19 protein-coding genes, 2 tRNA genes and 1 rRNA gene are annotated in these 23913 nt (G+C 43.9%); 15 read left to right on the top strand and 7 right to left on the bottom strand.

The genetic code is table 11. From position 1 onward, the window contains the following. Positions 1-381 precede the first annotated feature (381 nt). Positions 382-494: ribosomal RNA gene (gene rrf, locus F0475_RS05760) — 5S ribosomal RNA — on the top strand. Positions 495-641: 147 nt separating this feature from the next. Here the strand turns inward: rrf and F0475_RS05755 are convergent. Then, positions 642-836: a hypothetical protein gene (locus F0475_RS05755; protein ID WP_155715865.1), complete on the bottom strand. Its 195-nt coding sequence runs from the start codon at positions 834-836 to the stop codon at positions 642-644. 760 nt (positions 837-1596) lie between these two features. Between F0475_RS05755 and F0475_RS05750 the strand changes: the two genes are divergently transcribed. After that, positions 1597-1998, top strand: coding sequence for a hypothetical protein (locus F0475_RS05750; RefSeq protein ID WP_009435966.1), 402 nt, complete (start codon positions 1597-1599; stop codon positions 1996-1998). A 246-nt stretch (positions 1999-2244) separates the two neighbouring features. Here F0475_RS05750 and F0475_RS05745 read toward each other — a convergent pair whose 3' ends face one another. Continuing rightward, on the bottom strand, positions 2245-2922 hold the full coding sequence (locus F0475_RS05745; RefSeq protein ID WP_009435836.1) for an OmpA family protein: 678 nt from the start codon (positions 2920-2922) through the stop codon (positions 2245-2247). 235 nt (positions 2923-3157) lie between these two features. On the opposite strand from F0475_RS05745, the gene proS reads away from it, so the two are divergent. From proS to F0475_RS05730, 3 genes are all read left to right on the top strand, one after another. Further along, positions 3158-4639, top strand: a complete 1482-nt coding sequence (gene proS / locus F0475_RS05740; protein WP_009435833.1) for a proline--tRNA ligase — start codon at positions 3158-3160, stop codon at positions 4637-4639. Positions 4640-4735: 96 nt separating this feature from the next. After that, positions 4736-5671 carry a hypothetical protein gene (locus F0475_RS05735; protein ID WP_155715864.1) on the top strand — a complete coding sequence of 312 codons (936 nt, stop codon included), beginning with the start codon at positions 4736-4738 and terminating at the stop codon, positions 5669-5671. Between the two features lie 230 nt (positions 5672-5901). Then, complete coding sequence (locus F0475_RS05730; protein WP_234422965.1) at positions 5902-7065, top strand: hypothetical protein; 1164 nt, start codon at positions 5902-5904, stop codon at positions 7063-7065. Between the two features lie 586 nt (positions 7066-7651). Here the strand turns inward: F0475_RS05730 and uvrA are convergent. Next, on the bottom strand, positions 7652-10480 hold the full coding sequence (gene uvrA / locus F0475_RS05725) for an excinuclease ABC subunit UvrA (RefSeq protein WP_155715863.1): 2829 nt from the start codon (positions 10478-10480) through the stop codon (positions 7652-7654). 145 nt (positions 10481-10625) lie between these two features. Beyond that, positions 10626-11309 carry a T9SS type B sorting domain-containing protein gene (locus tag F0475_RS05720; RefSeq protein ID WP_155715862.1) on the bottom strand — a complete coding sequence of 228 codons (684 nt, stop codon included), beginning with the start codon at positions 11307-11309 and terminating at the stop codon, positions 10626-10628. Positions 11310-11534: 225 nt separating this feature from the next. Between F0475_RS05720 and F0475_RS05715 the strand changes: the two genes are divergently transcribed. The 10 genes from F0475_RS05715 to F0475_RS05670 all read left to right on the top strand — a co-directional run bounded on the left by F0475_RS05715 (position 11535) and on the right by F0475_RS05670 (position 22754). Beyond that, the gene (locus F0475_RS05715) at positions 11535-12944 is read left to right on the top strand and encodes a LysM peptidoglycan-binding domain-containing protein (protein ID WP_155715861.1); all 1410 of its coding nucleotides are present in this window, start codon (positions 11535-11537) and stop codon (positions 12942-12944) included. 26 nt (positions 12945-12970) lie between these two features. Then, the gene (locus F0475_RS05710) at positions 12971-13720 is read left to right on the top strand and encodes a porin family protein (RefSeq protein ID WP_155715860.1); all 750 of its coding nucleotides are present in this window, start codon (positions 12971-12973) and stop codon (positions 13718-13720) included. Between the two features lie 23 nt (positions 13721-13743). Then, positions 13744-15273 (top strand): peptide MFS transporter, encoded by a 1530-nt coding sequence (locus F0475_RS05705; protein WP_155715859.1) that lies wholly within the window; start codon positions 13744-13746, stop codon positions 15271-15273. 287 nt (positions 15274-15560) lie between these two features. Beyond that, positions 15561-16985 carry a S8 family peptidase gene (locus tag F0475_RS05700; protein ID WP_155715858.1) on the top strand — a complete coding sequence of 475 codons (1425 nt, stop codon included), beginning with the start codon at positions 15561-15563 and terminating at the stop codon, positions 16983-16985. 36 nt (positions 16986-17021) lie between these two features. Continuing rightward, entirely contained in the window at positions 17022-18323 is a 1302-nt protein-coding gene (gene xseA, locus F0475_RS05695) for an exodeoxyribonuclease VII large subunit (protein WP_155715857.1), read from the top strand. A 40-nt stretch (positions 18324-18363) separates the two neighbouring features. Beyond that, on the top strand, positions 18364-18552 hold the full coding sequence (gene xseB, locus F0475_RS05690; protein WP_004383232.1) for an exodeoxyribonuclease VII small subunit: 189 nt from the start codon (positions 18364-18366) through the stop codon (positions 18550-18552). A gap of 90 nt (positions 18553-18642) precedes the next feature. Then, a complete protein-coding gene (locus F0475_RS05685; RefSeq protein WP_155715856.1) occupies positions 18643-19659 on the top strand; it encodes a branched-chain amino acid aminotransferase in 1017 nt (338 codons plus the stop codon). A gap of 171 nt (positions 19660-19830) precedes the next feature. Further along, a complete protein-coding gene (locus F0475_RS05680; protein WP_155715855.1) occupies positions 19831-20316 on the top strand; it encodes a ferritin in 486 nt (161 codons plus the stop codon). Positions 20317-20637: 321 nt separating this feature from the next. After that, on the top strand, positions 20638-21345 hold the full coding sequence (locus F0475_RS05675) for a glycoside hydrolase family 25 protein (protein ID WP_155715854.1): 708 nt from the start codon (positions 20638-20640) through the stop codon (positions 21343-21345). Between the two features lie 62 nt (positions 21346-21407). Continuing rightward, positions 21408-22754 carry a double zinc ribbon domain-containing protein gene (locus tag F0475_RS05670; protein ID WP_155715853.1) on the top strand — a complete coding sequence of 449 codons (1347 nt, stop codon included), beginning with the start codon at positions 21408-21410 and terminating at the stop codon, positions 22752-22754. A 374-nt stretch (positions 22755-23128) separates the two neighbouring features. Here F0475_RS05670 and F0475_RS05665 read toward each other — a convergent pair. The 3 genes from F0475_RS05665 to F0475_RS05655 form a co-directional block, all read right to left on the bottom strand. Further along, a tRNA-Asp gene (locus F0475_RS05665) sits at positions 23129-23202 on the bottom strand. A 27-nt stretch (positions 23203-23229) separates the two neighbouring features. Next, positions 23230-23303 (bottom strand) — tRNA-Asp (locus F0475_RS05660). Positions 23304-23382: 79 nt separating this feature from the next. Beyond that, positions 23383-23910, bottom strand: a complete 528-nt coding sequence (locus F0475_RS05655) for a GNAT family N-acetyltransferase (RefSeq protein WP_199879790.1) — start codon at positions 23908-23910, stop codon at positions 23383-23385. Between the last annotated feature and the right edge of the window lie 3 nt (positions 23911-23913).

Below are 23913 nucleotides of genomic sequence, written 5' to 3'. Positions count from 1 at the left end.
TGTAAAGACGGTGACGTCAAAGCCGAGCACTACTAATTGCCCAAAACTTTCTTCGGGTCTAGCACTATCCAAGTCGATAGTGCAGACCAGTGACTCAGACTTTGAGCTGTGTAATCTTTAAAATGAAGTAATCAGTTCTAACATAGGAGTCTTTGCTTGTGAAAATACGTCACCTTATACGGTTGACAGATTAGTAGAAGAGTTTACGAGTAGACAAGTTGACAAGAAAACAAGTTAAAAGTATACAAGTAAACGAATTATTAGTCCGAGAGACTAATATAAAACTACGAAGAATCTACTGATAAGAAAAGAAGAAATGACAAAAGACAGAAGCAATAACTAGTCCTTGTCAACTTCATAACTAGTCAACCGAACAAAATATTAGGTGGTTATTGCGTCGGGGTTCCACCTCTTCCCATTCCGAACAGAGAAGTTAAGCCCGTCTGCGCCGATGGTACTGCAATGCAATGCGGGAGAGTAGGTGGCCGCCTTCTTTAATATGAGAGAGCTTCGAAGAGAAATCTTTGAGGCTCTCTTTTTTTGTTCCCTTTTTTGTGGCTCCACTCTCAATTCTATCACCTTATTACTCCTCAACCTCCTCTCCTAAATCCTCTCTCCCGCCCTCTCCAAACGAACGTTCACTATCCGCAGGAAAGTAATGTAGATGGAGAGACATTACTGACCTTCTCTCTCCAATCCTCTTCCCCGCCCTCTCCAAACGAACGTTCACCATCCGCAGGAAAGTAATATAGATGGAGAGCCATTACTGACCTTCTCTCTCCAATCTTCTTCCCAGCCCTCTCCAAACGAATGTTCACTATCCGCAAGAAAGTCATACTGATGGAGAGTAATTGCAGAAATACTACAAATGAGCCTCAATATTGTTTTAGTGATTTCTACCAATCGTATCTCCGTTTTCGATAAATCGTACCTCCGTTTTTTATAAAACATACCTCCGTTTTTAGTAAAACGTACCTCCATTTTTGATAAAACGATAGTACTTTTTATTTAGAAACAAGTATTAGGTCACACAAGCAGTAGTTTTTTAATGAAAAGTTGGACAAGTATTGAATGATGAAAGTGGTACGTGTTCAAGAAGAATTAATGCTGACTGCTTGTAGTATTTAGGCTATACACATGATGTGTTAATGCAGAGCACCGATAATGTTGATGGTAGGGTGGATTGCTGAATGTTATTCTTAATAGGCGAGGAAAAGCTGATATTTCTGTAAATTGTTGCTTTGCAATGATTGAGATAACGTACAACATCTGTTTACTGCATCTTTGATTGATTCTTTCATAATCCTGTTTTTATATTGAATAAGGCTGAAGGATGAAAAGTTTTAGATAAGTATAGTGTTGGACACACGTATTATTCGGCTGGTTTTAATTGATTATGTTATTACAAGAGCGGTAATATCTTGGTCAGAGAAGGGAAGAGTTAGTAGAATAATAGAAGCTGAAGTACATATGTGAAGGGATTTGTTTACTCACTTAATTATTTTTAACTGGACTAAACCTTGTAGTATTTGAATAAAGACTATATTTGCAATCAAATAACTTTAAACACTTCTTTTTATTTAAAAACAACATGTTATGAAAAAGATTGGATTATTTGCAGTAGCTTTATTTGCTTTGTGTCTCGTTTCATGTAACCAGAAGAAAGAGCAGAAGAATGCTGATGGTGCAGCAGTAGAAATGACTGATTCAACAAAAGGTGGTGGTCAAGCAGCATCTACGACGGCTGATTCTAAAGATCCAGAAGCACTTCTTGAATCTTATAGTTCTTGTGTAGATGAGTTAGTTGGACTCATGAATAAGATGAAAGCTGGTGATGCGTCAGTTGCTACACAGTGGACACCTGTTTTGCAGAAAGCATTGGAAGTTAGTTCTCAATTAGATATGGTTAAGGACAAGTTGACGCCTGAACAGATGAAGAAATTCTCTGAGATTACTTCAAAGTTGACTGAGGCTTCAAACAGCGTTACGAAGAAGTAGTATCTATAAGATTAGATTTCCCAGGACTAGCGGTACTAGTTTCCTGGGAAATCTTCGTTTTTATCTTATGGAGATATTGGTTATATCCAGTTAAAGGGTATATTTTAATTTACAAATCTAACTACAATCAGCAAAAAAAAAAGAAGTAAGAAGAACCTCAAACAAATTCTTCCTACTTCCTAATGTCTACTTCTAATCAAGCAAGCCATTGCTCTCTCAGCGTATGGTCACCCGATTTCTTATAGCTTACAAAGAACCATTATTAGCTTGGCGAACCATCTCTTGAGAAGCATATAGATACACTTCCACACGGCGGTTCTTCTGACTAACAGTCTTATTCTCAATCGGGTTCTGGCTTCCGAAGCCTTCTACCGAACGAATCTGACGGCTAGAAACACCCTGCCCTCTCAAGTAAGAAGATACAGCAGACGCACGACGCTGAGACAGAGGGATGTTAATATTATCGTTACCAGAGGCATCTGTGTAACCTTGAATAGCCACGTCACAGTTTGAATTAGTCTTCATAAGCCCTGCCAACTTCGTTAGATCGTTTTTAGCAGCCGCATTCAAGTTAGAACCATTGAGTGGGAATAGGATACCAGAATCGAATGTTACCTTCACACACTCAAGTCCGTTTGCATCCGTAACCTTATCAACACTAGCGTTAGGGAGCTGTTGTGCAGCTTCACGAGCCACCTTATCCATGTGACGACCGATGATAGCTCCAGCTCCAGCACCTACTGCGCCACCAATAGCAGCACCTATTGCAGTACTCTTACCATTCTTACCTATGATCTGACCAACAATGCCGCCGAGTACAGCACCAGCGCCACCACCGATTAAAGTTCCAGTTCCTTGCTTTGTTTGACAGCTTACGACAGAGAGCACACATAGCCCTGCTGCCATCATTTTCATATTCTTCATAACTGTATATATTATAATGTGATAATTCTCTTTTTACCTTTTCAGCAATCCTCCTTATCGGTTCTCTCTCCTTTAATTCATGCAAAGTTAAACAATTATTGGAGTATTGAGACTATTGCCAACTATTTTTTGTAATTTTGCACAAAGATAGACATTATACCGCTCAAAGGTATGGGGAAATACCTAAAAGGTAGTGGATTTCCCCTAAAACAAGCATTTTGAAGATTATAAATATATGGCAAAAGAACTAAAACACATGACCAAGAGAGCTGAAAACTACTCTCAATGGTACAACGACTTGGTAATAAAGGCCGATCTAGCAGAGCAGTCTGCAGTCCGCGGATGTATGGTTATCAAGCCTTACGGATACGCTATTTGGGAGAAGATGCAGGCTCAACTCGATAAGATGTTTAAGGAGACTGGTGTGCAGAACGCCTACTTCCCACTCCTTATCCCTAAGAGTTTCCTATCAAGAGAGGCAGAACATGTAAAGGGATTCGCTAAAGAGTGTGCTGTAGTCACACACTATCGTTTGAAGGCAACTGACGATGGTAATGCCGTTGAAGTTGACCCTAATGCTAAGTTAGAAGAAGAGTTAATCATCCGTCCAACGAGTGAAACGATTATTTGGAACACTTATAAGAATTGGATTCACTCATGGCGTGACCTGCCACTGATGTGTAACCAGTGGTGCAATGTGATGCGTTGGGAGATGCGCACACGCCCCTTCTTGCGTACATCTGAGTTCCTTTGGCAGGAGGGACACACGGCACACGCTACTCGTGAAGAGGCCGAGAAAGAAGCACAAACAATGCTTCATGTCTATGCAGACTTCGCTGAGAAGTGGCTCGCTGTACCAGTTGTTCAGGGTGTAAAGAGCGAGACAGAACGTTTTGCAGGTGCTTTGGACACCTACACTATTGAGGCTATGATGCAGGATGGAAAGGCTTTACAAAGTGGTACGTCACACTTCCTTGGACAGAACTTTGCCAAGTCTTTCGATGTTACCTACCTAAATAAAGACAACAAGCCAGAATATGTTTGGGCTACCTCATGGGGCGTTAGTACACGTTTGATCGGTGCTCTCATCATGACACACTCCGATGATAACGGACTCGTTCTACCACCGAAGATTGCGCCAATACAGGTTGTTATCGTTCCAATCTTCAAAGGCGAAGAGCAGTTGAAAGAGTTAACTGCAAAGCTACAACCCGTCATTGACGGACTTCGAGAGCTTGGTATCACTGTTAAATACGATGATGCTGACAACAAGCGACCAGGCTTTAAGTTCGCAGATTATGAGCTCAAAGGTGTGCCAGTGCGCCTTGCAATGGGTGGACGTGACCTTGAGAACAATACAATCGAGCTCATGCGTCGTGACACACTAGAGAAGGAGAGCGTTAGTTTTGATGGTATTGTCGAGCACGTGAAGGCTCTTCTTGATGACATTCAAGACAATATCTTCCATAAAGCGAAGGCGTTCCGTGACTCGCATATCTACGAGTGCGAGAACTACGAAGAGTTTAAAGAGAAGGTGAAAGATGGTGGTTTCTTCCTCTGTCATTGGGATGGAACTGAAGAGACAGAAGCCAAGATCAAGGAGGATACACAAGCCACTATCCGTTGCGTCCCATACATGTTTGAACAGACACCGGGCGTCGATATGGTAAGTGGAAAGCCTGCTAAGTATCGCGTCATCATCGCAAGATCATATTAAAAACATATTGTCTCCAATCCGAGGAATCAGTTTCTTGGGTTGGAGATAATTGCTTTATACAATATTAATATTCTATTCACTAAAAACCAAAAGCGTATGAAAAAGACATTTCTAACATTCGTTCTCTTATTCACAGCAGTAGCTTTACAGGCGCAAACGCTCATCAAAGCGAATTTTAATAAGGGCGATAAAGCTACCTATGAATATACTGCAAACATTGATTTGGCAAGTATGATGCAAGGCAAAACACTGACTGCCAACGTGACAAGTAAGCTGCATGTCGATGTGAAGGAAGTCAATGCCGAGGGCTATCAGATCGAACTCCTCTTCTCCGATTTAAAGGTAGATGGTGATGAGACAGCACTCCAGCAGGGTGGTGGACAGCTATTGACAATGCTGAACGACGTACCTCTGCTCTATCAAACCGATAAGAATGGAGCTCTCAAAAAGTTGCTTAATTCCGAGGAAGCAGTGGGCAAGATGAGTAAGACTGGCATAGCTAAGATTGATTCATTATACGCCAAGAACCCAGAGATCGAAAAGGTTAATCCAAAGATGAACATGCTCATGGCACTTAGTAACACACTCACGGAAGAGTTCATAACAGAGTATGTTAAGGAGCAAACTGTATTCAGTCTCTATGGCAAGACATTGAAGACTGGCGATCAAGAAGATAAGTCGGTTCAGGGCATGAAGACCACTACCTCTTATGATGTCAACCAAATCCTTGGAATGCTCACCATCGTGGGTAAGGTCAAAGCGAACATGTCAGAAGATGACGTAAAGGGCTTCCTCATCGGTAATATGAAGAAGTTTGGAGTAGGCGACGATGCCGTTTCGCAGATTGAAAAGAACTGGTCACAAATGAGAGCAATGGGTATGACTACTATCTCTTATAACGCCACTGAGACCTATCACTTCACCCCTTCTTTCTGGGTGAACGACTATAACATGGAGTCGAGAATGAAGCTCATGGGGATGGACATAAAGGTCAAAGGAGAATATAAATTGGGTGAACATAGTTGGAAATAAGGCTCCATCCAGCCCCACTCATCCTCCTCGAAAGGGGAGGACTACCTAACGGGAGCGAGCTAGGATAAGGTTATTCCTCCTTTAGAAAGACTTAGGGAGGCTTTAAGGAAACGCCCTTTCCTTACCATCGCAATCTATCTTTTGCAGTAGAACCGTTGCCTAGTTCGCTTTTTATTATTATTTTTGCACAATAAACAAAACCATTTATTACAGCCATTTAAGTACACTCTATGAGAAAAATCTTGGCAATTCTTTGCTTACTAATAACGTGTCAGTGCATTCAAGCTCAGTATTCCGACCGCAATTCAATGCTGCGTAAAGAACTCGTAAGTTACCATCGCAACGGATTAGGATACTATGAGGTGTTAACGAACAGGATGGTTCCTGAGGTGAATGATGTCGTGGAGAACTATGCTTTCGATAAGTCGACTAATTGCCTTTACGTGCTCACAAAGAACGGAAATGTGGTCATCGTATTGGAAAAGGAGTTTGCTAAATACATCAAGAAACTCAAGGATATACCTCATTTATCGGGCACTGCTCTCACACAAGCTATCGACAAACGCAACCGACAATTAGCCGATAAGTATTATGTGTTGAACCAGCGTCGAGGGCAGGAGATTGCTGATTCCACAGCAAAAGCACAACAGGACTCACTCGATGAGGTGCTTCATCGTCAGTTGGCAGAGATTGATAGAGCCAATCAAAGGGAGCAATACCGTCGGAGCCATACGGCGCATGATGTGCCTTTGGGCTCTTCCACCTTGTATTGCACGTTCTGCGATAACACTTTCAATGGCTCGGATGTATCGGAGACAATCGGTATCGACAATGATTCCATCTACTTCTTTACGCAGGAAGATGGCGATCTCGGATTGGATCATAAGGATGTGCATCGAGCACAAATAACTGATGAGTTGCGTGAAGACTCAGCGTTTATGTATCATTGGAAAGCCTTCCAGAAAGAGCTTTCATTGTCTGATCGCAATAGGCGTAGTGCCTTGGATAACCTGACCGATTCGTATACAAGTTATATCAATGGGCTACGTGAACTAGCACCCTATGGTTACATCAAGGATTGGGATTGGGATGATGAGAACGGATATGTGACTATGAGCCTCTCATTCGTTAATACTCGCAAGAGCAAGATACGCTATATTGCATTCCATTTCATCATCACGAATGATGTCGGGGATGTGCGTTGTCAAGGTGTGTTTAGGGGTACTGGACCTGTAGAAGAGTTCCATACGAGCTCGTGGGAATGGAATAACTCCTCCTATTATACGTGGGGGGACTCGTCGAATATGAAGTTTACAAAGATAGTTCTCACCTATATGAACGGGTCTCAAAAGATTCTAACTGGTGGGAATATAGTCGTAGATAATGACGATTAACATCCTCTTTAAAGACAGAGGAACTTGTTTTTAAGACAGAAGGACATGTTTTTTTAGACAAAATGACATAGCGACATATTGTTTTAATGACGTGTTTTTTAGACAAAATGACATAGCGACATATTGTTTTAATGACGTGTTTTTTAGACAAAATGACATAGCGACATATTGTTTTAATGACGTGTTTTTAGACAAAATGACATAGCTACATATTGTTTTAATGACGTGTTTTTAAGCCATAATGACATAGCGACATATTGTTTTAATGACGTGTTTTTTAGACAAAATGACATAAAGACATACTGTTTTAATGACATATTATTAAGACATAGTAACATAGTAACACGAATCGTAATAACGAAAGAATAAAAATAAGGAAACGCCCTTCTCCATTTGAGAAGGGCGTTTCTTCTTATCGAAGAGAGCCTTTCTTCACACTAACGAGACGCCCCCTTCATTTGCAAACAATGGTTTTTACTCCCCTCTCCATTCGGAGAGGGGTCGGGGGTGAGGCTTCTTCTTCATCCGCAACCAACGCCCCCTTGCCCCGTTAATGCTTTGAGATTGATTCAGAAAGGGGGATGAGTTATTTCAAAATCTTTGCTAAGAAAGGGGCTGTGTGACTCTCTTTATTCTTGGCAACGACCTCTGGTAGACCTGCTGCAAGGAGCCTTCCACCATTGCGACCACCCTCTGGTCCCATGTCAATGATGTAGTCGGCGAGCTTGATAACATCGAGGTTATGCTCAATGATGAGTACCGTGTTACCACGATCCACTAGCTTCTCAAGGACGTCCATAAGGATGCGGATGTCTTCAAAATGCAGTCCCGTAGTTGGTTCGTCGAGGATGAATAGCGTCTTACCCGTATCCCTCTTCGATAGTTCCGTAGCCAGTTTGACACGCTGACTCTCGCCTCCCGATAGCGTTGTTGAGCTTTGTCCGAGTTTGATATAACCCAATCCAACGTCCTGCAAAGCCTTTATCTTCGGTAGAATCTGCGGTACATTCTCAAAGAACTCCACGGCCATGTTGACCGTCATATCTAGTACATCTGCAATCGACTTACCCTTGAATCGCACCTCAAGAGTCTCTCGATTGTAACGCTTACCATGGCATATCTCACATGGAACCATTACATCTGGAAGGAAGTTCATCTCGATAGTCTTGTATCCATTACCACCACATGCTTCACATCGCCCACCCCTTACGTTGAAGGAAAAACGCCCTGGTTTGTAGCCTCGGATCTTAGCTTCTGGGAGGTTGACAAACAACTGTCGGATGTCAGAGAATACCCCCGTATAGGTTGCGGGGTTACTGCGTGGGGTGCGCCCGATAGGACTTTGGTCCACATTCACCACCTTATCTATATTGTCAATGCCCTCTATCTTCTTGTAAGGCATGGGTCGTTTCAATGAGCGATAGAAGTGTTGTGAGAGGATAGGTTGCAATGTCTCGTTGATAAGTGTACTCTTTCCAGAGCCCGAAACACCTGTTACAACAATCAATTCACCTAGTGGGAAGGTTACGTCAACACCCTTTAGATTATTGCCAGTGCAGCCTATCAACTTGATAGACTTCCCATTTCCTTTGCGTCTTTCAGTGGGTATCTCTATCTTACGTTCACCATTGAGATATTGTGCCGTGAGCGTGTGCTTCTTGAGCATATCAGCTGGTTTCCCTTGGAAGACGACCTCTCCTCCTTTTCTTCCAGCCTTTGGACCGATGTCAACAATCCAATCGGCAGCACGCATCATGTCCTCATCATGTTCCACAACAATCACCGTGTTACCCATGTCGCGCAGCTCTTTTAGGGAATTGATAAGTCGCTCGTTGTCACGTTGATGCAGTCCGATAGAAGGTTCATCGAGGATATAAAGCACGTTGACAAGCTGCGATCCAATCTGAGTGGCTAGTCTGATACGTTGGCTTTCACCGCCAGATAACGTTGCACTTTGCCGATTGAGAGCCAAGTAATCAAGTCCCACCTCCAATAGAAAGTTAATGCGTTTGCGTATCTCCTTCACGATCTCTGTGGCTATAACTCGCTGCTTTTCCGTCATGTGTTCCTCGACATGATCAATCCAATCCTTCAGTTCGCTGATATCCATGTTGGCAAGTTCTGCGATGTTCTTATCCCATATCTTATAAGATAAAGCCTCCCGATTGAGTCGCTGCCCATGGCATTCTGGGCAAGTAACCTCGGCTATGAACTGGTCAGCCCACTTCTTCCCGGCAGCCGAATCATCACTTTCCATGATCGTGCGGAGGTATTTGATGATACCATCAAAGGATATGAAGTAATCCGAGGAGGTGTGAACAAGTTCCTTAGCAATCTTTAGTTTCTCCAAAGAACCGTATAGAATCTCATCCATGCACTCCTTGGGAATGTCTTTAACGGGTGTTTTTAAGGTACAATCATACTTCTTCAACAGAGCTTCAATCTGCCAGAATATCATCTGATTCTTATACTTCCCTAATGGTACGATAGCCCCTTCATAGATATTCAAAGCGTCATCAGGGATCACTTTCTTTAGGTCGATTTCATCAATTACACCCAATCCTTTGCAATGCGGACAAGCCCCTTCTGGGGAATTGAAAGAGAAGATGTTGGGGGCAGGGTCTTTATATGCAATACCCGTAACAGGGTCCATGAGACGTTTAGAGAAGTATTTTGCTGCACTCGTCTCATTATCCAGTATCATAATCAAACCATCGCCTTGTTTCATCGCAGTAGCGATAGTTTTCGATAGACGTTCACGTTGGGTGGCATCTTCCGTGTCGCTGAGTTTCATCTTATCAATGACCACTTCGATGTTATGGTTCTTGTATCTATCCACCTTCATACCGCGTGTGAGTTCCTCAATTTCACCATCTATACGGATGTAAAGATAGCCCTTTCGTCGCATTTGTTCAAATAGTTCGCGATAGTGACCCTTACGGTTTCGAACCAAAGGAGCCAATATGTAGATCTTACGTTCACGATAGTCAGCCATGATCATATCGACTACCTTCTCCTCAGTGTACTTCACCATCTTCTCCCCACTCATATATGAGAAGGCCTCACCAGCACGTGCGTAAAGCAAGCGAAGATAGTCATATATCTCCGTCGTAGTGCCCACTGTGGATCGAGGATTCTTATTCGTCGTCTTCTGTTCGATAGAGATTACAGGCGAAAGTCCCGTTATCTTGTCCACATCTGGGCGCTCCATATTACCGAGGAAGTTGCGAGCATAGGCGGAGAAGGTCTCTATGTATCTTCGTTGACCCTCTGCGAAGATGGTATCAAAGGCTAGAGAACTCTTCCCCGAACCCGATAGTCCAGTGAAGACAGTGAGTGAGTTGCGTGGAATAGTTATGTCTATGTTCTTCAAGTTGTGTACTCTTGCACCGAAGACTTCTATCTTTTCGTTCATATCTGTGTGTTGCTTATAAGATAAATAATGGTGAGTTAGGAATGAGGAATGGTGAGTTAAGAATAATCCTAATGATGATTTATGAATGAGGAGTGATGAGTTAGGAATGATTCTAATGATAAATTATGAATGAGGAGTTGTGTGTTTAGGGTGTTAATTGGTTGTATCCCCTTAGTAGATTGACGTCGCGCCGAATATTGAAACGCCTTCCGTCAGCACCTTTTGCCGTCACATTCACAAAGTAAGTGCCCTCAGCTACATCCTTACCTTTATACTTTCCATCCCATCCACCAGCAGGGTCTGTCCACTCATAGAGCTTCTGTCCCCATCGATTGAATATAACTGCTTTGAACTCAATGATACTCTTGTAGCCTGTTTTCGCTCGATAGATATCATTGATACCATCGCCATTTGGAGTGAAAACATTAGGCATTTGCAAGCTGCTTTCACTAATAGATACGCTTATAGAATTATAACGAGTTGTGTCTCCATTGAGTATCTCGTAAAGCACAATCTGTGTATTACCTGCCTTCGTGAAAGTGTATTCTGTGTCTTCTTCATAACGTATCAGAAAAGCCTCACGAGGGCTTGTTTGTGCAAAGAAATGCCATTCATAATGCGTTGCAGGGTCATTCGTTGTAGGCGCATTAGCCTTCAGTTTCATCGTTAAAGGTGCCGATCCTGTATAGTTATCACCTGCATTTATCGTCATAACTTCGCCATTCTCATCGTTATAAGAGCCTGTTGGCTGGCAATCCTGTGCCTTTGTATAGGCCGTGACAAGCATTGACAAAAATAGTAATAAGAATCTTGTATATTTATCTCTCATCTCTTTTACCTTACAATTCAACGTCTCCAAAAGGATAATCGTGCAAATATAAGCATTTTTTCTCACACCTACAAGCAAAACAGAAAAGCGATGGTTGATATACAAGAAGCCATTATCTATTTTACGTTTTTTTGCTCTCTACACCTGTTGATTACAGATTTCTTTTGTATATTTGCACGTGTATTTGCATATAAGTAATAGTTTGTAAACCCAAAAGATATGTGCATGAAAAATTATTTAAGATATCTCTTATTGCTATTCACAGTCCTGATTAGCTGTAGCGTGATGGCTCAGAATGTTGTATGGCGTGATCAACATCAAGTGAAACGCAAGGAGACTATATTCGGAATAGCCAAAGAGTACGGTGTAACTATCCAACAGTTGATAGATTCCAACCCTATTATGAAGACCCCAGGATATGAACTGAAAAAGGGTGCACTCATACTTGTTCCGTTTGCGAAAGATGGTGATTTCCGCCCTGATGGGTCGATAATGGGCAAGACTGTAAAGCCTTCCAAAGCTGATAAAGAGGCTAAGAAGAAAGGCGCAAATGCGGCTGCTATCGCAAAACAAGAGAATGCTATTCATGTTGGAATCATGCTCCCTCTCCATAATCAAGATGGTGATGGCAAGCGCATGATAGAGTTTTATCGAGGTGTATTGTTAGCCCTCAACGAGATGAAGAGTGAAGGTATTACAACCGACGTACATGCTTGGAATGTTCCAAAGGATGCTGACATCCGTACTACCTTATCAGATCCTAATGCCTCAAAACTTGACCTCATCTTTGGTCCTCTCTACTCTGATCAGGTGAAACCATTGGCTGATTTCTGTCGAGTACATGGTACAAAGCTCGTTATCCCATTCTCAATAACAGGCAACGAAGTAGAGAATAACCCTAATATCTTTCAAGTGTATCAAACCGATGAGAGCTTGAATAGTAAGGCTATTGCGTCTTTCTTAGAGCGTTTCCAGAAGTCTCATCACCCTGTATTCATTAATTGCAACGATGCAAACAGCCAAGTGGGCAACTTCACCTCAACGCTTCGTAAGCAGTTAGACATACTGAAGATTAAGTATTCCCTTACTAGTTTGAAGTCTTCCGCAGCCGACTTTGCAAAGCGATTCGATAAGACTCGACCTAATGTAGTTATCCTTAACTCTGAGAAGAGTCCGCAGTTAAATGAGGTGTTTGCCAAGTTAGCACAACTCAAGAAGACTAATCCTGGTATCGCAATAGCCCTCTATGGCTATAATCAATGGTTCGTTTACCAAGATTACGACTTAGATAACTTCTTCAGATATAACACCTACATCCCTTCCACCTATTATTATAATAAGTCGTCAGAGAAGACGAAGTCGCTTGAAGCTAAGTATAATGAGCAGTATGACGAACCAATGGCTAAGCAATACATACCCCGTTTGGCACTCACTGGTTACGATCAGGCGCAATTCTTTGTACGTGGAATTAAAGCACAGGGAAAGGACTTCAAGGGTGTATATAGCGATGTGAAGTATCGCCCACTACAAACTCGTTATAACTTCGAACGTGTAGGGCAGGGAGGATATATCAATAACAACTTCCAGTTGATACACTTTACTACTGACCAGAAGATGGAGAATCTCGTTTATTAACCATCGCTGGTACAGCTGCTTATAATATGAGAAATAAGACGTTAAGCATATTCCTTCTGCTCTTACTTGTGCTTCCTATGCGTGTTGCAGCACAAGTGGGAGAACATCGTGACGACCTTTCCATTGGCGTTAATGGCGGTTATGCCCTTTCTAATGTGGGCTTCAGTCCAAAAGTGTCACAATCTCTTCATGGGGGAATAACAGGTGGTTTGAGTGTTAGATACGTATGTGAAAAGTATTTTAATACCATCTGTTCCATCTATGGAGAGGTCAATTACGCTTCTATCGGATGGCAGGAAAAGATACAGACAGGTACTGATCAACCTGTTATCAACGCCAATGGACAAGCAGAGAAGTACTCCCGAACAATCAATTACATTCAGATTCCAGTCTTTGCACACCTTGCTTGGGGCAAAGAGCAGCGTGGTTTCAACTTCTTCGTACAAGCTGGTCCACAGATAGGTGTCTATCTGAACGAGTCAACCAACATGAATTATACCACTCCAAACCTCGCTACTGACGGCACAGGACGTAGTAATGTCACCATCGAACAAGAGTCGAAAGCTGTAGAGAAGAAGTTCGATTATGGTATAGCAGCAGGCTTAGGAATGGAATGGAGCAGCCGTCATGTGGGGCACTTCCTACTTGAAGGGCGTTATTACTATGGACTAGGAAATATCTACGGAAGCACTAAGAGAGATTATTTCGGTAAGTCGAACTTTGGGAATATAGTAGTAAAAGCAACCTATCTATTCGATATCAAAAGAACAAAGTAATATTAACCTAGATTTTTATCATTATGTTTGAAAACCAACCAAAAGCGCTTTATGCCTTGGCACTAGCCAATACTGGCGAGCGGTTCGGATACTACACAATGTTGGCAGTATTCGCTTTATTCTTGAGAGCAAACTTCGGATTAGAGGCCGGAACAGCGGGTCTAATCTATAGTATCTTCCTCGGTTTGGTCTATTTCTTGCCCTTAATTGGAGGCTTCATGGCCGACAAGTTCGGGTACGGAAAGATGGTAACCATTGGTATTGCTATTATGTTTGTCGGTTATCTCTTCCTGTCTATTCCATTGGGCGGAGGCTCTATTGCGTTCATAGCTATGCTAGCGGCTCTGTTGCTAATCAGCTTTGGAACGGGTCTATTTAAGGGCAATCTGCAGGTTATGGTGGGTAATCTCTATGACACACCAGAGCTTGCTGGCAAGCGCGATTCGGCGTTCTCAATCTTCTACATGGCAATCAATATCGGTGCACTCTTTGCTCCAACGGCTGCCGTAAAGATTCAGTCTTGGGCAGAGGCAACGCTCCATTGCAGTAGCAATGACGCTTACCACTTCTCATTCGCAGTAGCTTGTGTATCATTAATCGTGTCTATGGCAATCTATTATGGGTGCCGTCGTATGTTCAAACACGTTGAGGGTGGCAACGGGAAGACCGAGAAGAAGGATACAACTGTTGCTGAAGAAGAACTCACCCCACAGCAGACAAAGGAGCGCATTGTGGCTCTCTGTCTTGTTTTTGCAGTCGTTATCTTCTTCTGGATGGCGTTCCATCAGAATGGTCTGACGCTTACTTACTTTGCTAATGAGTTTGTAAGTCCTGTTTCAACAGGCGTTCAGAGCATGGCATTTGATGTAGTCAATCTAGTCATGATCGTACTCATGGTGTATAGTGGTATGACCTTCTTCCAGAGCAAAACAGCAAAAGCAAAGGCAATCTCAGGCGTTGTCTTCCTCGTAGCAGTATTAGTTTTAATGTGGAAATACAGAGAGCTTTCAGGCTCAGTAGAGGTTAGTGCACCTATCTTCCAGCAGTTCAATCCATTCTATGTGGTAGCCCTCACACCAGTAAGTATGGCTATCTTCAGTTCGTTGGCAGCCAAAGGTAAGGAGCCTTCAGCACCTCGTAAGATTGCATACGGTATGATCGTTGCAGGTTGCGCCTACTTCCTTATGGTCATGGCATCGCAAGGTTTGCTCACACCTAACGAGCAGGCAGCAGCAAAGGCAGCAGGTGGAGCAACCCCATTTGCGTCAGCCAACTGGCTAATTGGTACTTATCTCGTCCTCACCTTTGGTGAGTTATTGCTTAGCCCGATGGGTATCAGCTTCGTTAGTAAGGTAGCTCCTCCAAAGTATAAGGGCGCAATGATGGGCGGATGGTTTGTAGCCACAGCAATCGGAAACCTCCTTGTCAGCGTTGGAGGATACCTCTGGGGAGGCTTGTCACTCACCATTGTTTGGTCCGTATTCATTGTTCTTTGCCTCGTTTCAGCCGCCTTCATGTTCCTCATGATGAAGCGTTTAGAGAAAGTGGCATAAGCTATTAAGATAACAGGAAACGCCCTTCTTCATTTGAGAAGGGCGTTTATTCATTATGAAGAGAGCCTTTCCTTGATAGAAGGAAAGGCTCTCTTTGTGGGGAAGAAGGCGTCTCTTCCATTTCACAAATATATCTCTTTGGGTTGAAGAGGTGACTTCTAAGGCGGAAGATGGTTTATTGTCTAGACCCTAAAAAAGCAAAACTTCTGGCGGAACGAATCATAATTTTAGCGAAAAAGACAGCCTGGTAATCCGTATTTCAATTATTTTGTGTAAGTTTGCATATTATGAGTCGGAACCATCTAAAGATTTATCTTGTATGCTTATTCGCCTTCATTACATCCTTCGTTGAGGCTAGTAATGATGGAAAAGGCTATATTGCTTACCCTGGCGGGAAGTGTTATATGTTTCGTGTGACGCTCCGTGACAAGGGTCAATCGCCTTATTCGCTAGATAAACCGAGTGCCTTTCTGTCTGAGGCGGCGCTGAAACGACGTCAGAGACAGCACTTGACGTTGGACTCAACGGACCTTCCTGTATCGCCAACCTATATCCAGAAGATACGCAAAGAGGGTGGGAATGTGGTTGCAATAAGCAAGTGGAACAACTCAGTCTTGGTGCGTGGAGGCAACAGACAGACGTTAGAAGATCTCAAGGTGTTATCTTTTGTGAGAGATAGCAAGCTCGTTTTCACCTCTCCCGACTCCATTCGTCCGTTGTCACAACGCGTTCGCTGTCGGTCAGACTTGCAAGTGCTAGATTCCACCATACATGATTATTATGGTATGGGAAAGGCACAGTTGGAGAATCTCAATGGTCGGAAGTTGCACAACATGGGCTTTCAAGGACAGGGGATGACCATCGCTGTGCTTGATGCAGGCTTCATGAACGTGGATAAGATGGCTGCTTTTAAGAATGTCAACATCGTTGGAACGCATAATTTCGTTGCTGGTTATGATGCCAATGTGTACAAGGAAATGGATCACGGAACGAAGACTTTATCTGTTATAGCAGTCAATCAGCCCTCAACCTTCGTAGGTTCTGCACCGAAAGCGAGCTTTTGGTTGTTGCGTTCGGAGGATTATCTTACAGAGAGTTCGGCGGAGGAAGACTATTGGATAGCCGCTGCAGAGTTTGCTGACTCCGTCGGTGTCGATGTCATTAGTTCGTCTTTAGGCTATCACGGCTTCGATGATAAGAGTCTAAACTATCATTATTCCGACCTCAATGGAGTGACGGCACCCATCTCAAAGGCGGCTTCCTTGCTTGCTTCCAAAGGCATTATCCTTGTCAATAGTGCGGGGAATGATGGCATGGGACCGTGGAAGAAGATCAATGTACCAGCCGATGCGCATGACATACTCACGGTAGGTGCGATTGCACCAGACGGCATTAATGCAGCTTTCTCATCGATTGGTCCAACGGCAGATAATCGAGTGAAACCAGACGTGATGGCGTATGGTTGTCCAACAAATGTGGTATCGGGTAGGGGATATATAACGCCAGATACAGGTACATCCTTTGCTTGTCCGTTGGTGGCAGGGATGGTTGCTTGCTTGTGGCAAGCCGCTCCTAACACGTGTGCAAAGGACTTGATAGAGGTGATTCGGCAGACATCTGATAATCATCTGAAGCCCAATAACATCATGGGTTATGGTGTTCCCGATTTCATGGAGGCGTATCGCCAGGTGGTATTGCCCAATGGTAAGTAATGTAATTCACACCTTATTATATATATAGAAGCACACATGACGACAAAAGCACTCACCCTCTATGAACTGAACGCATTGGTATCGGATGTTATCAGTAGCACCTTGTCGCGTTCTTACTGGGTTGAGGCTGAATTGTCCGAAGCACGTGAGAGCCGTGGACACTGTTATATGGAACTGATCGAGAAGGACGCTCGTGGCAATGTTCCCATTGCACGTGCTCAAGCCAAGTGTTGGCATAACGTGTGGGCGGAGATACAGCCTTCTTTCATCAAGATAACGGGTCAGACGATCCATACAGGTATGAAAGTTATGTTGCTTGTACACGCTCAGTTCCATCCTCAATATGGGTTTTCTTGGATTGTAGATGACATCAATCCCGAGTTTACCATGGGCGACATGATGCGCAAACGACAGGAGATTATCCGACAGCTAAGGGCAGAAGGCGTCTATGACTTGCAACGCGAATTGTGCTTATCGATGTTTGCTCAACGCATAGCCGTCATCTCCTCCGAGACAGCAGCAGGTTATGGCGACTTTTGCAATCAGTTACTTCATAACGAGTTTGGGCTTGCCTTTCATGTAGAACTGTTCCCCGCAGTGATGCAAGGAGACCAGGTTGAACAGAGCATAATCAATGCTTTGAACCTAATTAACGAACGGGAAGAGGATTTCGATTGCGTTGTTATCATCCGAGGAGGCGGTGCGACGGCCGATTTGAGTGGTTTCGACACCTTGAATCTGGCGGAGAATGTGGCGAACTTCCCACTCCCGATAATCACAGGAATTGGTCACGAACGTGACGAGAGTGTGCTGGATATGGTTTCATTCATGCGTGTGAAAACCCCAACAGCAGCTGCCGCTTATCTCATCAATCAGTTGGCTGCGACGCTGGCAAGGGTTGAGAACGCACAAGCAAGCATTGTTGAGGCTGTTCAACGCAGGTTAGAACGGGAGAAGATGCACATACAACACATTGCAACTCACATCCCCATGCTCTTTTCCGTGGTGCGTACTCAACAGGAAGCACGGCTTGATAGTCTTGCGCAAAGGTTGGTGAATAGGATGAAGGAAAGGCTTTCTAAAGCCCGTTACGAGCTTGATTCGATGATGCGATATGCTATTCCCACCCTTGTAGGACGCCTTTCTAACGAGCAACGTCGCATAGATATGCTCGCTCAACGTGCTCAACTGATGGATCCGAAGTTGCTTTTAAGTCGAGGATATAGTATTACCTTACACAATGGGAAGGCTGTTCGCAATGCCTCACAGCTGAAGGCTGGAGACGTTATCACCACTCGCTTTGAGCAAGGAGAGGTGGAGAGTGTGGTGAAGAAATAGCTCGAAGGAACCCTTTAAACCCTTTAATACAATCAAGAAGATGAAAGAAATGAAATATGAAGACGCCGTTCAGCAGCTCGAGAGCATAGTTGACAAGATGGAACGAGGCGAACTCGATGTTGATTCAATGGCTGCTCAACTGAAGCAAGCACAGGCACTTGTGAAGCTGTGTAAGCAGAAGCTCAAGCACACCGATGATGAGATTCAGAAGCTGTTAGCCAATCAGTAGCAATAAAGCGAACGATGGGTTACAGGGAAAGATAAATTTGTTTACTTTTGCATTAGGCTATGGCTGGATGCAATTAAATACTTATATGATATGAAAGATATAGATTGGAAGAGTTTGACATTCGGTTATCTACGCACCGACTACAATGTTCGTTGTTATTACCGAGACGGTAAGTGGGGCGAAGTAGAGGTCTGTTCGGATGAGTACTTGAAGTTACACATGGCTGCAACGTGCCTTCACTATGGTCAAGAAGCATTCGAGGGACTGAAGGCTTACCGCTGTCCTGATGGCAAGGTACGCGTCTTCCGAGCAGAAGAAAACGCCGCTCGATTACAGAACACAGCCCGTGGTATTGTCATGCCAGAGGTTCCGACCGAGCTATTCGTTGATATGGTGAAGAAGGTGGTACGCCTCAATCAAGAGTACATCCCACCTTATGAGAGTGGAGCAACGCTCTATCTGCGCCCGTTACTATTTGGTATTACAGCAGGCGTGGGCGTTCGTCCAGCAACAGAATATTGTTTCTTGATCTTTGCCACACCAGTAGGTCCTTACTTCAAAGGTGGTTTCTCTTCCAATCCATACGTCATTGTGCGTGACGTCGATCGTGCTGCTCCACTGGGAACAGGTATGTTTAAGGTGGGAGGAAACTATGCCGCTTCATTGAGAGCCAATAAGATGGCGCATGAAAAAGGGTATGCTTCGGAGTTCTATCTGGACGCTAAAGAGAAGAAATATGTTGATGAGTGCGGTGCAGCTAACTTCTTCGGAATCAAGAATAACACCTATGTTACGCCGAAGTCAACGTCTATCTTACCTTCAATCACTAATAAGAGTCTCATGCAGATAGCCGAAGACTTGGGTATGAAAGTCGAACGCCGACCTATTGCGGAGGATGAGTTAGACAGCTTCGAAGAGGCTGGTGCATGTGGTACTGCAGCTGTTATCTCGCCTATATCACACCTCGATGACCTAGAGACAGGCAAGGTTTACAACTTTGGAGATAAGCCCGGACCATGGTCAACAAAGCTCTATGAGACCCTTCGAGGCATCCAATACGGTACGATCGAAGACAAACATGGATGGACAACTGTCGTTATTGAGTAGGCAAGAAGGCGTTATTTATATTGTGATTAAATTATCGGTATAATCCGTCGTAAGTAACGTTTTATGCACAAGATATTTGGTCTTGTGCAGAAAAAGTGGTACTTTTGCAGTCGGAATTACAATAACGACAGATACAAATAAGGTTTATTTAGAATTTAAAAAGGTATAACAATGAGTATTACAAGTAAGATGCAAGACGCATTCAATGCGCAGATTATAGCTGAAATGTATTCGTCTAATCTCTATCTCCAGATGTCTTGCTGGTTCCGTAAAGAGGGCTGGAAGGGCTTCTCTAGTTGGATGTATAAGCAGGCAGAAGAGGAGCGTTCACATGCCATGGACATGGCTCAGTTCATTCTACATCGTGGTGGTGAGGTTGTGTTGACAGCAATTGATGCAGTCAAGACAAGCTGGAATGATCCTAAAGAAGTATTCGTTGATACATTGGCACATGAGCAGAAAGTAACTGAACTCATCAACAAGTTAGCTGACATAGCAGATGAGGAAAAGGATCGCGCATCGCAGAACTTCATCGCAAAATACATCGATGAGCAAGTTGAAGAGGAGCGTAATGTACAAGACATACTCGATTCTTTCGCTCACTTGTCAAGCCATGCTATTGCACACATTGATAGCAAGTTAAGCGATCGCAAGTAATATTAGCATAGTAGATAATACTAACGAGGCATATAACTTCTCGTATTTCTGAATTAAGGGAAACGCTCTTCTCCATTCGAGAAGGGCGTTTCTTCGTTAGGAAGAGAGCCTCTCCTTGCCATGAAGGGAGGCTCTCTTTGCTGTGACGAAAGCCTCTCTTCCCATCCAGATGGGCTTTCTCGGTTGTTCAAAAAGGCATAATTTATAGTTGGAAAAAAGCCTCTTTCTCACCCTCTTACACAAAGTTAAATTAAGTTTCTAAGCCCTTAAATCTATTAGTACACAGACTTTATATCAACATAAAACACTACCTTTGCAGTTATGAAAATGAAATATTTACTATCAATCATAGTCTGTTTGTGCTCATTCACAGGCTTGCGAGCGCAATACACCATACAATGCGAGGACACATGTAGCCATATTCATGGTCTTGACATGAGCCATTATCAGGGTGATGTGTGGTGGGAAACGGTTGCAGAAAACAGCAATCATAAACTCAATTACGTCTATCTGAAAGCTACCGAAGGCAGTGGCAGAATCGATCAAAGATACCTCAATAATATTGAAGCGGCGCAACGCTATGGTATGAATGTCGGTTCTTACCATTTCTATCGTCCGTCGGTTCCGCAGTTAGAACAGCTCCGCAATTTCCAAACTCAGTGCCGCCCGCAGGATCAAGACCTGATTCCTATGGTCGACATAGAGACTACTGGCGGGCTAAGTGCGCAGGCTTTGCGTGATAGCTTACAGACATTCTTGGTGCTAATGACTAAGGCGTATGGGGTGAAACCATTGGTATATACCTATACAAACTTCTATAATCGCTACCTCGTTGGGGCGTTAGATGGATACAAGCTATTCATTGCGCAATACAATAACAAGGAGCCGGTACTGTCCGACGGACATGATATTGTTGCCTGGCAGTACACTGGTAAGGGGCGAATCAATGGTGTGAATGGATACGTCGACAAGAGTCGTTTACTCGGAAAACATAGTATGCGAGAACTGAGATACAGGCGACGACGATAAGAGATACGCCTTGAAAGAATAAGAGAATATCATTTGCAATAATCGAATAATACGTTAGATTCATGATAATTAAATGTCCTGAATGTGGTCATCAGGTGAGTGATAAGGCTCCAGTGTGCCCTAGCTGTGGTGTAGAAATAGCCGGACATATCATTAAATGCAGCCATTGTGGGGAGTTATACCTAATAGAAGAGCCTTCATGTCCTAATTGTCATCACACGGAAACGGACGTTGCTAAGGCTGTGGCAGCGGTTGAGAAGGTGGTTGTGGACGCTCCAAAGGAGGCGAACGCATCATCAGCTGTAGAAGAGATTACCGAAGGGGTGGCGGCTGAGGAGGTGCATGATAGCCTCGAAAATACGCCTTCTGACGAGCCAATCGTTGTGGGTTTGCCAGCGGAGGAACCGACTACAACGGATGCAGATGATGAAGAAGATAATGTCGTAGATGCGGCATTTATCATGGATAATGATAAGGATGCTGCTGTGCTAGATGCGGCTGAACGACTTGAAGAAGAGGGTTCGGAAAGTCAAGAGCAGGAGCAATCTAAGAAGCATAATCACACTTCTCTGGCTGTCTCATTGCTCATTGCTGTCATCACAGCTGCCGTCTTGCTCTTCCTTTATAACCAAGGAGTTCGGAATAACAAGACGAATGATGAACAGGAGGATTACGCCCAGGCAATGGCAAGCAGTGAGCCTACTGTTATGCAAAATTACCTCAAGCAATATCCAGATGCACCTAAGGCGCACCGCGATAGTGTGTCGTTACGCATAAAGGCATTGCATAGTTCGGATACTGACTGGGCTTCGGTTGCAGCAAGCAACTCAAAGGAAGCAATGCAGGCTTACCTCTCTAAGCACCCTAACTCGCCTCACAAGCAGGAGTTGCAAGCAAAGATTGATGAGATGGATTGGGCTACGGCAGTGAAAAAGAACGATGAGGACGCTTATGCCGGTTACCTTGCTATGCACCAGAATGGCGCACATGCTGCTGAGGCTGACGCTATTTTAAAGAAGTTGATGAAGCATACTGTGGCTGACGCAGACAAGTCTAGTGCTGTTAATGCAGTCCGTCAGCTGTTGCAAGGGATAAATAGTAAGAGCAACGAGAAGATAGCTGGCGCTGTAGCTAGCCAACTGAACTTCCTCGGGTCGGCTGGTTCTACAGCAAAGGACATACAGAGTTATATGCACAATAGGCTCTATCAAGCTGACGTGAAGACGGTGAATTGGCATCTCGGGTCGCCTGCTGAAGTGACAAAAGACAGCAATGACGATGACGCACCCTTGAAGATTAAGGTGCCTGCAACGCTTAGCATAGAGCGTGAAGGCGGTACTTCCAACCGCAAGTACATGATTTCTGCGGTTGTGAAAGGCGGTAGAATCACGCAAATCAACTGGAACTAAACGGAAAAGAAAGATTGTTTTAGAAAATAGGAGACGTTCTTCTCGAATAGAGAAGGGCGTCTTTTCGTTATGAAGAAGGCGTTTCCTTGTATCGAAGAGAGGCTCTCTTTAATGCAAAGAAGGCGTTTCTTCATTTTTACTTCAGTTGCCCTTGTGAACGAGGTGCAGCCTCATTCGTATGAATCCTATCTTTCCTTACGAACTTCCAAGGCATACACAGCCCTCTTCGGCGGTGTTAAGTGTGATAGTTTGGATAGGCTGTTTAGGGTAATTCTTGCGGTTGGGTTGGGTGTTTCGGGGTGTTTCCACTGGTACTACTATCGTCTATCTGGATATAAAGAAAAAGGTCTTAGCGATAAAGCTAAGACCTTTTGCGGTGCGTACGAGACTCGAACTCGTGACCTCCTGCGTGACAGGCAGGCATTCTAACCAACTGAACTAACGCACCATGCAATACATGAAATGAAGCCTTCAGCGGTGCGTACGAGACTCGAACTCGTGACCTCCTGCGTGACAGGCAGGCATTCTAACCAACTGAACTAACGCACCAAAGCATTGCTAATGAGTGCCCCATTTCTGTTTTGCGAGTGCAAAGATAGCAATAAAAAACTAATCCCACAAATTTTATTTACGCTTTTTCGATAAAAAGTTGCATTACTAGTGCATCTTGATAAGAGCCTTCGCTACAAAGCCATTGTTGCAGACGTGCACCAGAGCTAAAGCCTAATGAGGTGAGACAATGGCGTGAGTTCGTGTTGTCAACAGCTACAACTGCGTATATCTGATTGAGATGTAAGACGTTACGAGCGTACTGAATGAGTTTAAGAATTGCTGCTTTGGCATAGCCCTGACGCCTGTGTTGCTCCATGATGATGATTCCTAACTCTGCACGTTGGTGCTTGGCATCGAAGTTAACGAGGTCGATTACACCCACCACAATGCCCCCTTCGTTCTCAATCATCATGCGTATCTGCCCGTCAATATAGATGTCGTTCTTCGCATCCGCTATGTAGTTATGCAGTGCGTAACGGCTATATGGAACATTCGTAGAGCCGATGTTCCATAATTGGCGGTCGTTCTCAATGCGATAAAGGGCGTCCAGATCCTCTGGTTCCATGGCTCGCAAGGTAACAGTGGGTGCGTTGCTTGTTTGCATCTT

The organism is Prevotella vespertina (genome assembly GCF_009728485.1).
Classification (GTDB): domain Bacteria; phylum Bacteroidota; class Bacteroidia; order Bacteroidales; family Bacteroidaceae; genus Prevotella; species Prevotella vespertina.
Note: the sequence above shows the minus strand (reverse complement) of the source record. Positions and strands in the feature narration are given on the sequence as shown.

Coding starts and splice junctions, on each gene's coding strand:
- F0475_RS05755 (WP_155715865.1), bottom strand. CDS start 836: ATGACTTTCTTGCGGATAGTGAACATTCGTTTGGAGAGGGCTGGGAAG.
- F0475_RS05750 (WP_009435966.1), top strand. CDS start 1,597: ATGAAAAAGATTGGATTATTTGCAGTAGCTTTATTTGCTTTGTGTCTC.
- F0475_RS05745 (WP_009435836.1), bottom strand. CDS start 2,922: ATGAAGAATATGAAAATGATGGCAGCAGGGCTATGTGTGCTCTCTGTC.
- proS (WP_009435833.1), top strand. CDS start 3,158: ATGGCAAAAGAACTAAAACACATGACCAAGAGAGCTGAAAACTACTCT.
- F0475_RS05735 (WP_155715864.1), top strand. CDS start 4,736: ATGAAAAAGACATTTCTAACATTCGTTCTCTTATTCACAGCAGTAGCT.
- F0475_RS05730 (WP_234422965.1), top strand. CDS start 5,902: ATGAGAAAAATCTTGGCAATTCTTTGCTTACTAATAACGTGTCAGTGC.
- uvrA (WP_155715863.1), bottom strand. CDS start 10,480: ATGAACGAAAAGATAGAAGTCTTCGGTGCAAGAGTACACAACTTGAAG.
- F0475_RS05720 (WP_155715862.1), bottom strand. CDS start 11,309: ATGAGAGATAAATATACAAGATTCTTATTACTATTTTTGTCAATGCTT.
- F0475_RS05715 (WP_155715861.1), top strand. CDS start 11,535: ATGAAAAATTATTTAAGATATCTCTTATTGCTATTCACAGTCCTGATT.
- F0475_RS05710 (WP_155715860.1), top strand. CDS start 12,971: ATGAGAAATAAGACGTTAAGCATATTCCTTCTGCTCTTACTTGTGCTT.
- F0475_RS05705 (WP_155715859.1), top strand. CDS start 13,744: ATGTTTGAAAACCAACCAAAAGCGCTTTATGCCTTGGCACTAGCCAAT.
- F0475_RS05700 (WP_155715858.1), top strand. CDS start 15,561: ATGAGTCGGAACCATCTAAAGATTTATCTTGTATGCTTATTCGCCTTC.
- xseA (WP_155715857.1), top strand. CDS start 17,022: ATGACGACAAAAGCACTCACCCTCTATGAACTGAACGCATTGGTATCG.
- xseB (WP_004383232.1), top strand. CDS start 18,364: ATGAAAGAAATGAAATATGAAGACGCCGTTCAGCAGCTCGAGAGCATA.
- F0475_RS05685 (WP_155715856.1), top strand. CDS start 18,643: ATGAAAGATATAGATTGGAAGAGTTTGACATTCGGTTATCTACGCACC.
- F0475_RS05680 (WP_155715855.1), top strand. CDS start 19,831: ATGAGTATTACAAGTAAGATGCAAGACGCATTCAATGCGCAGATTATA.
- F0475_RS05675 (WP_155715854.1), top strand. CDS start 20,638: ATGAAAATGAAATATTTACTATCAATCATAGTCTGTTTGTGCTCATTC.
- F0475_RS05670 (WP_155715853.1), top strand. CDS start 21,408: ATGATAATTAAATGTCCTGAATGTGGTCATCAGGTGAGTGATAAGGCT.
- F0475_RS05655 (WP_199879790.1), bottom strand. CDS start 23,910: ATGCAAACAAGCAACGCACCCACTGTTACCTTGCGAGCCATGGAACCA.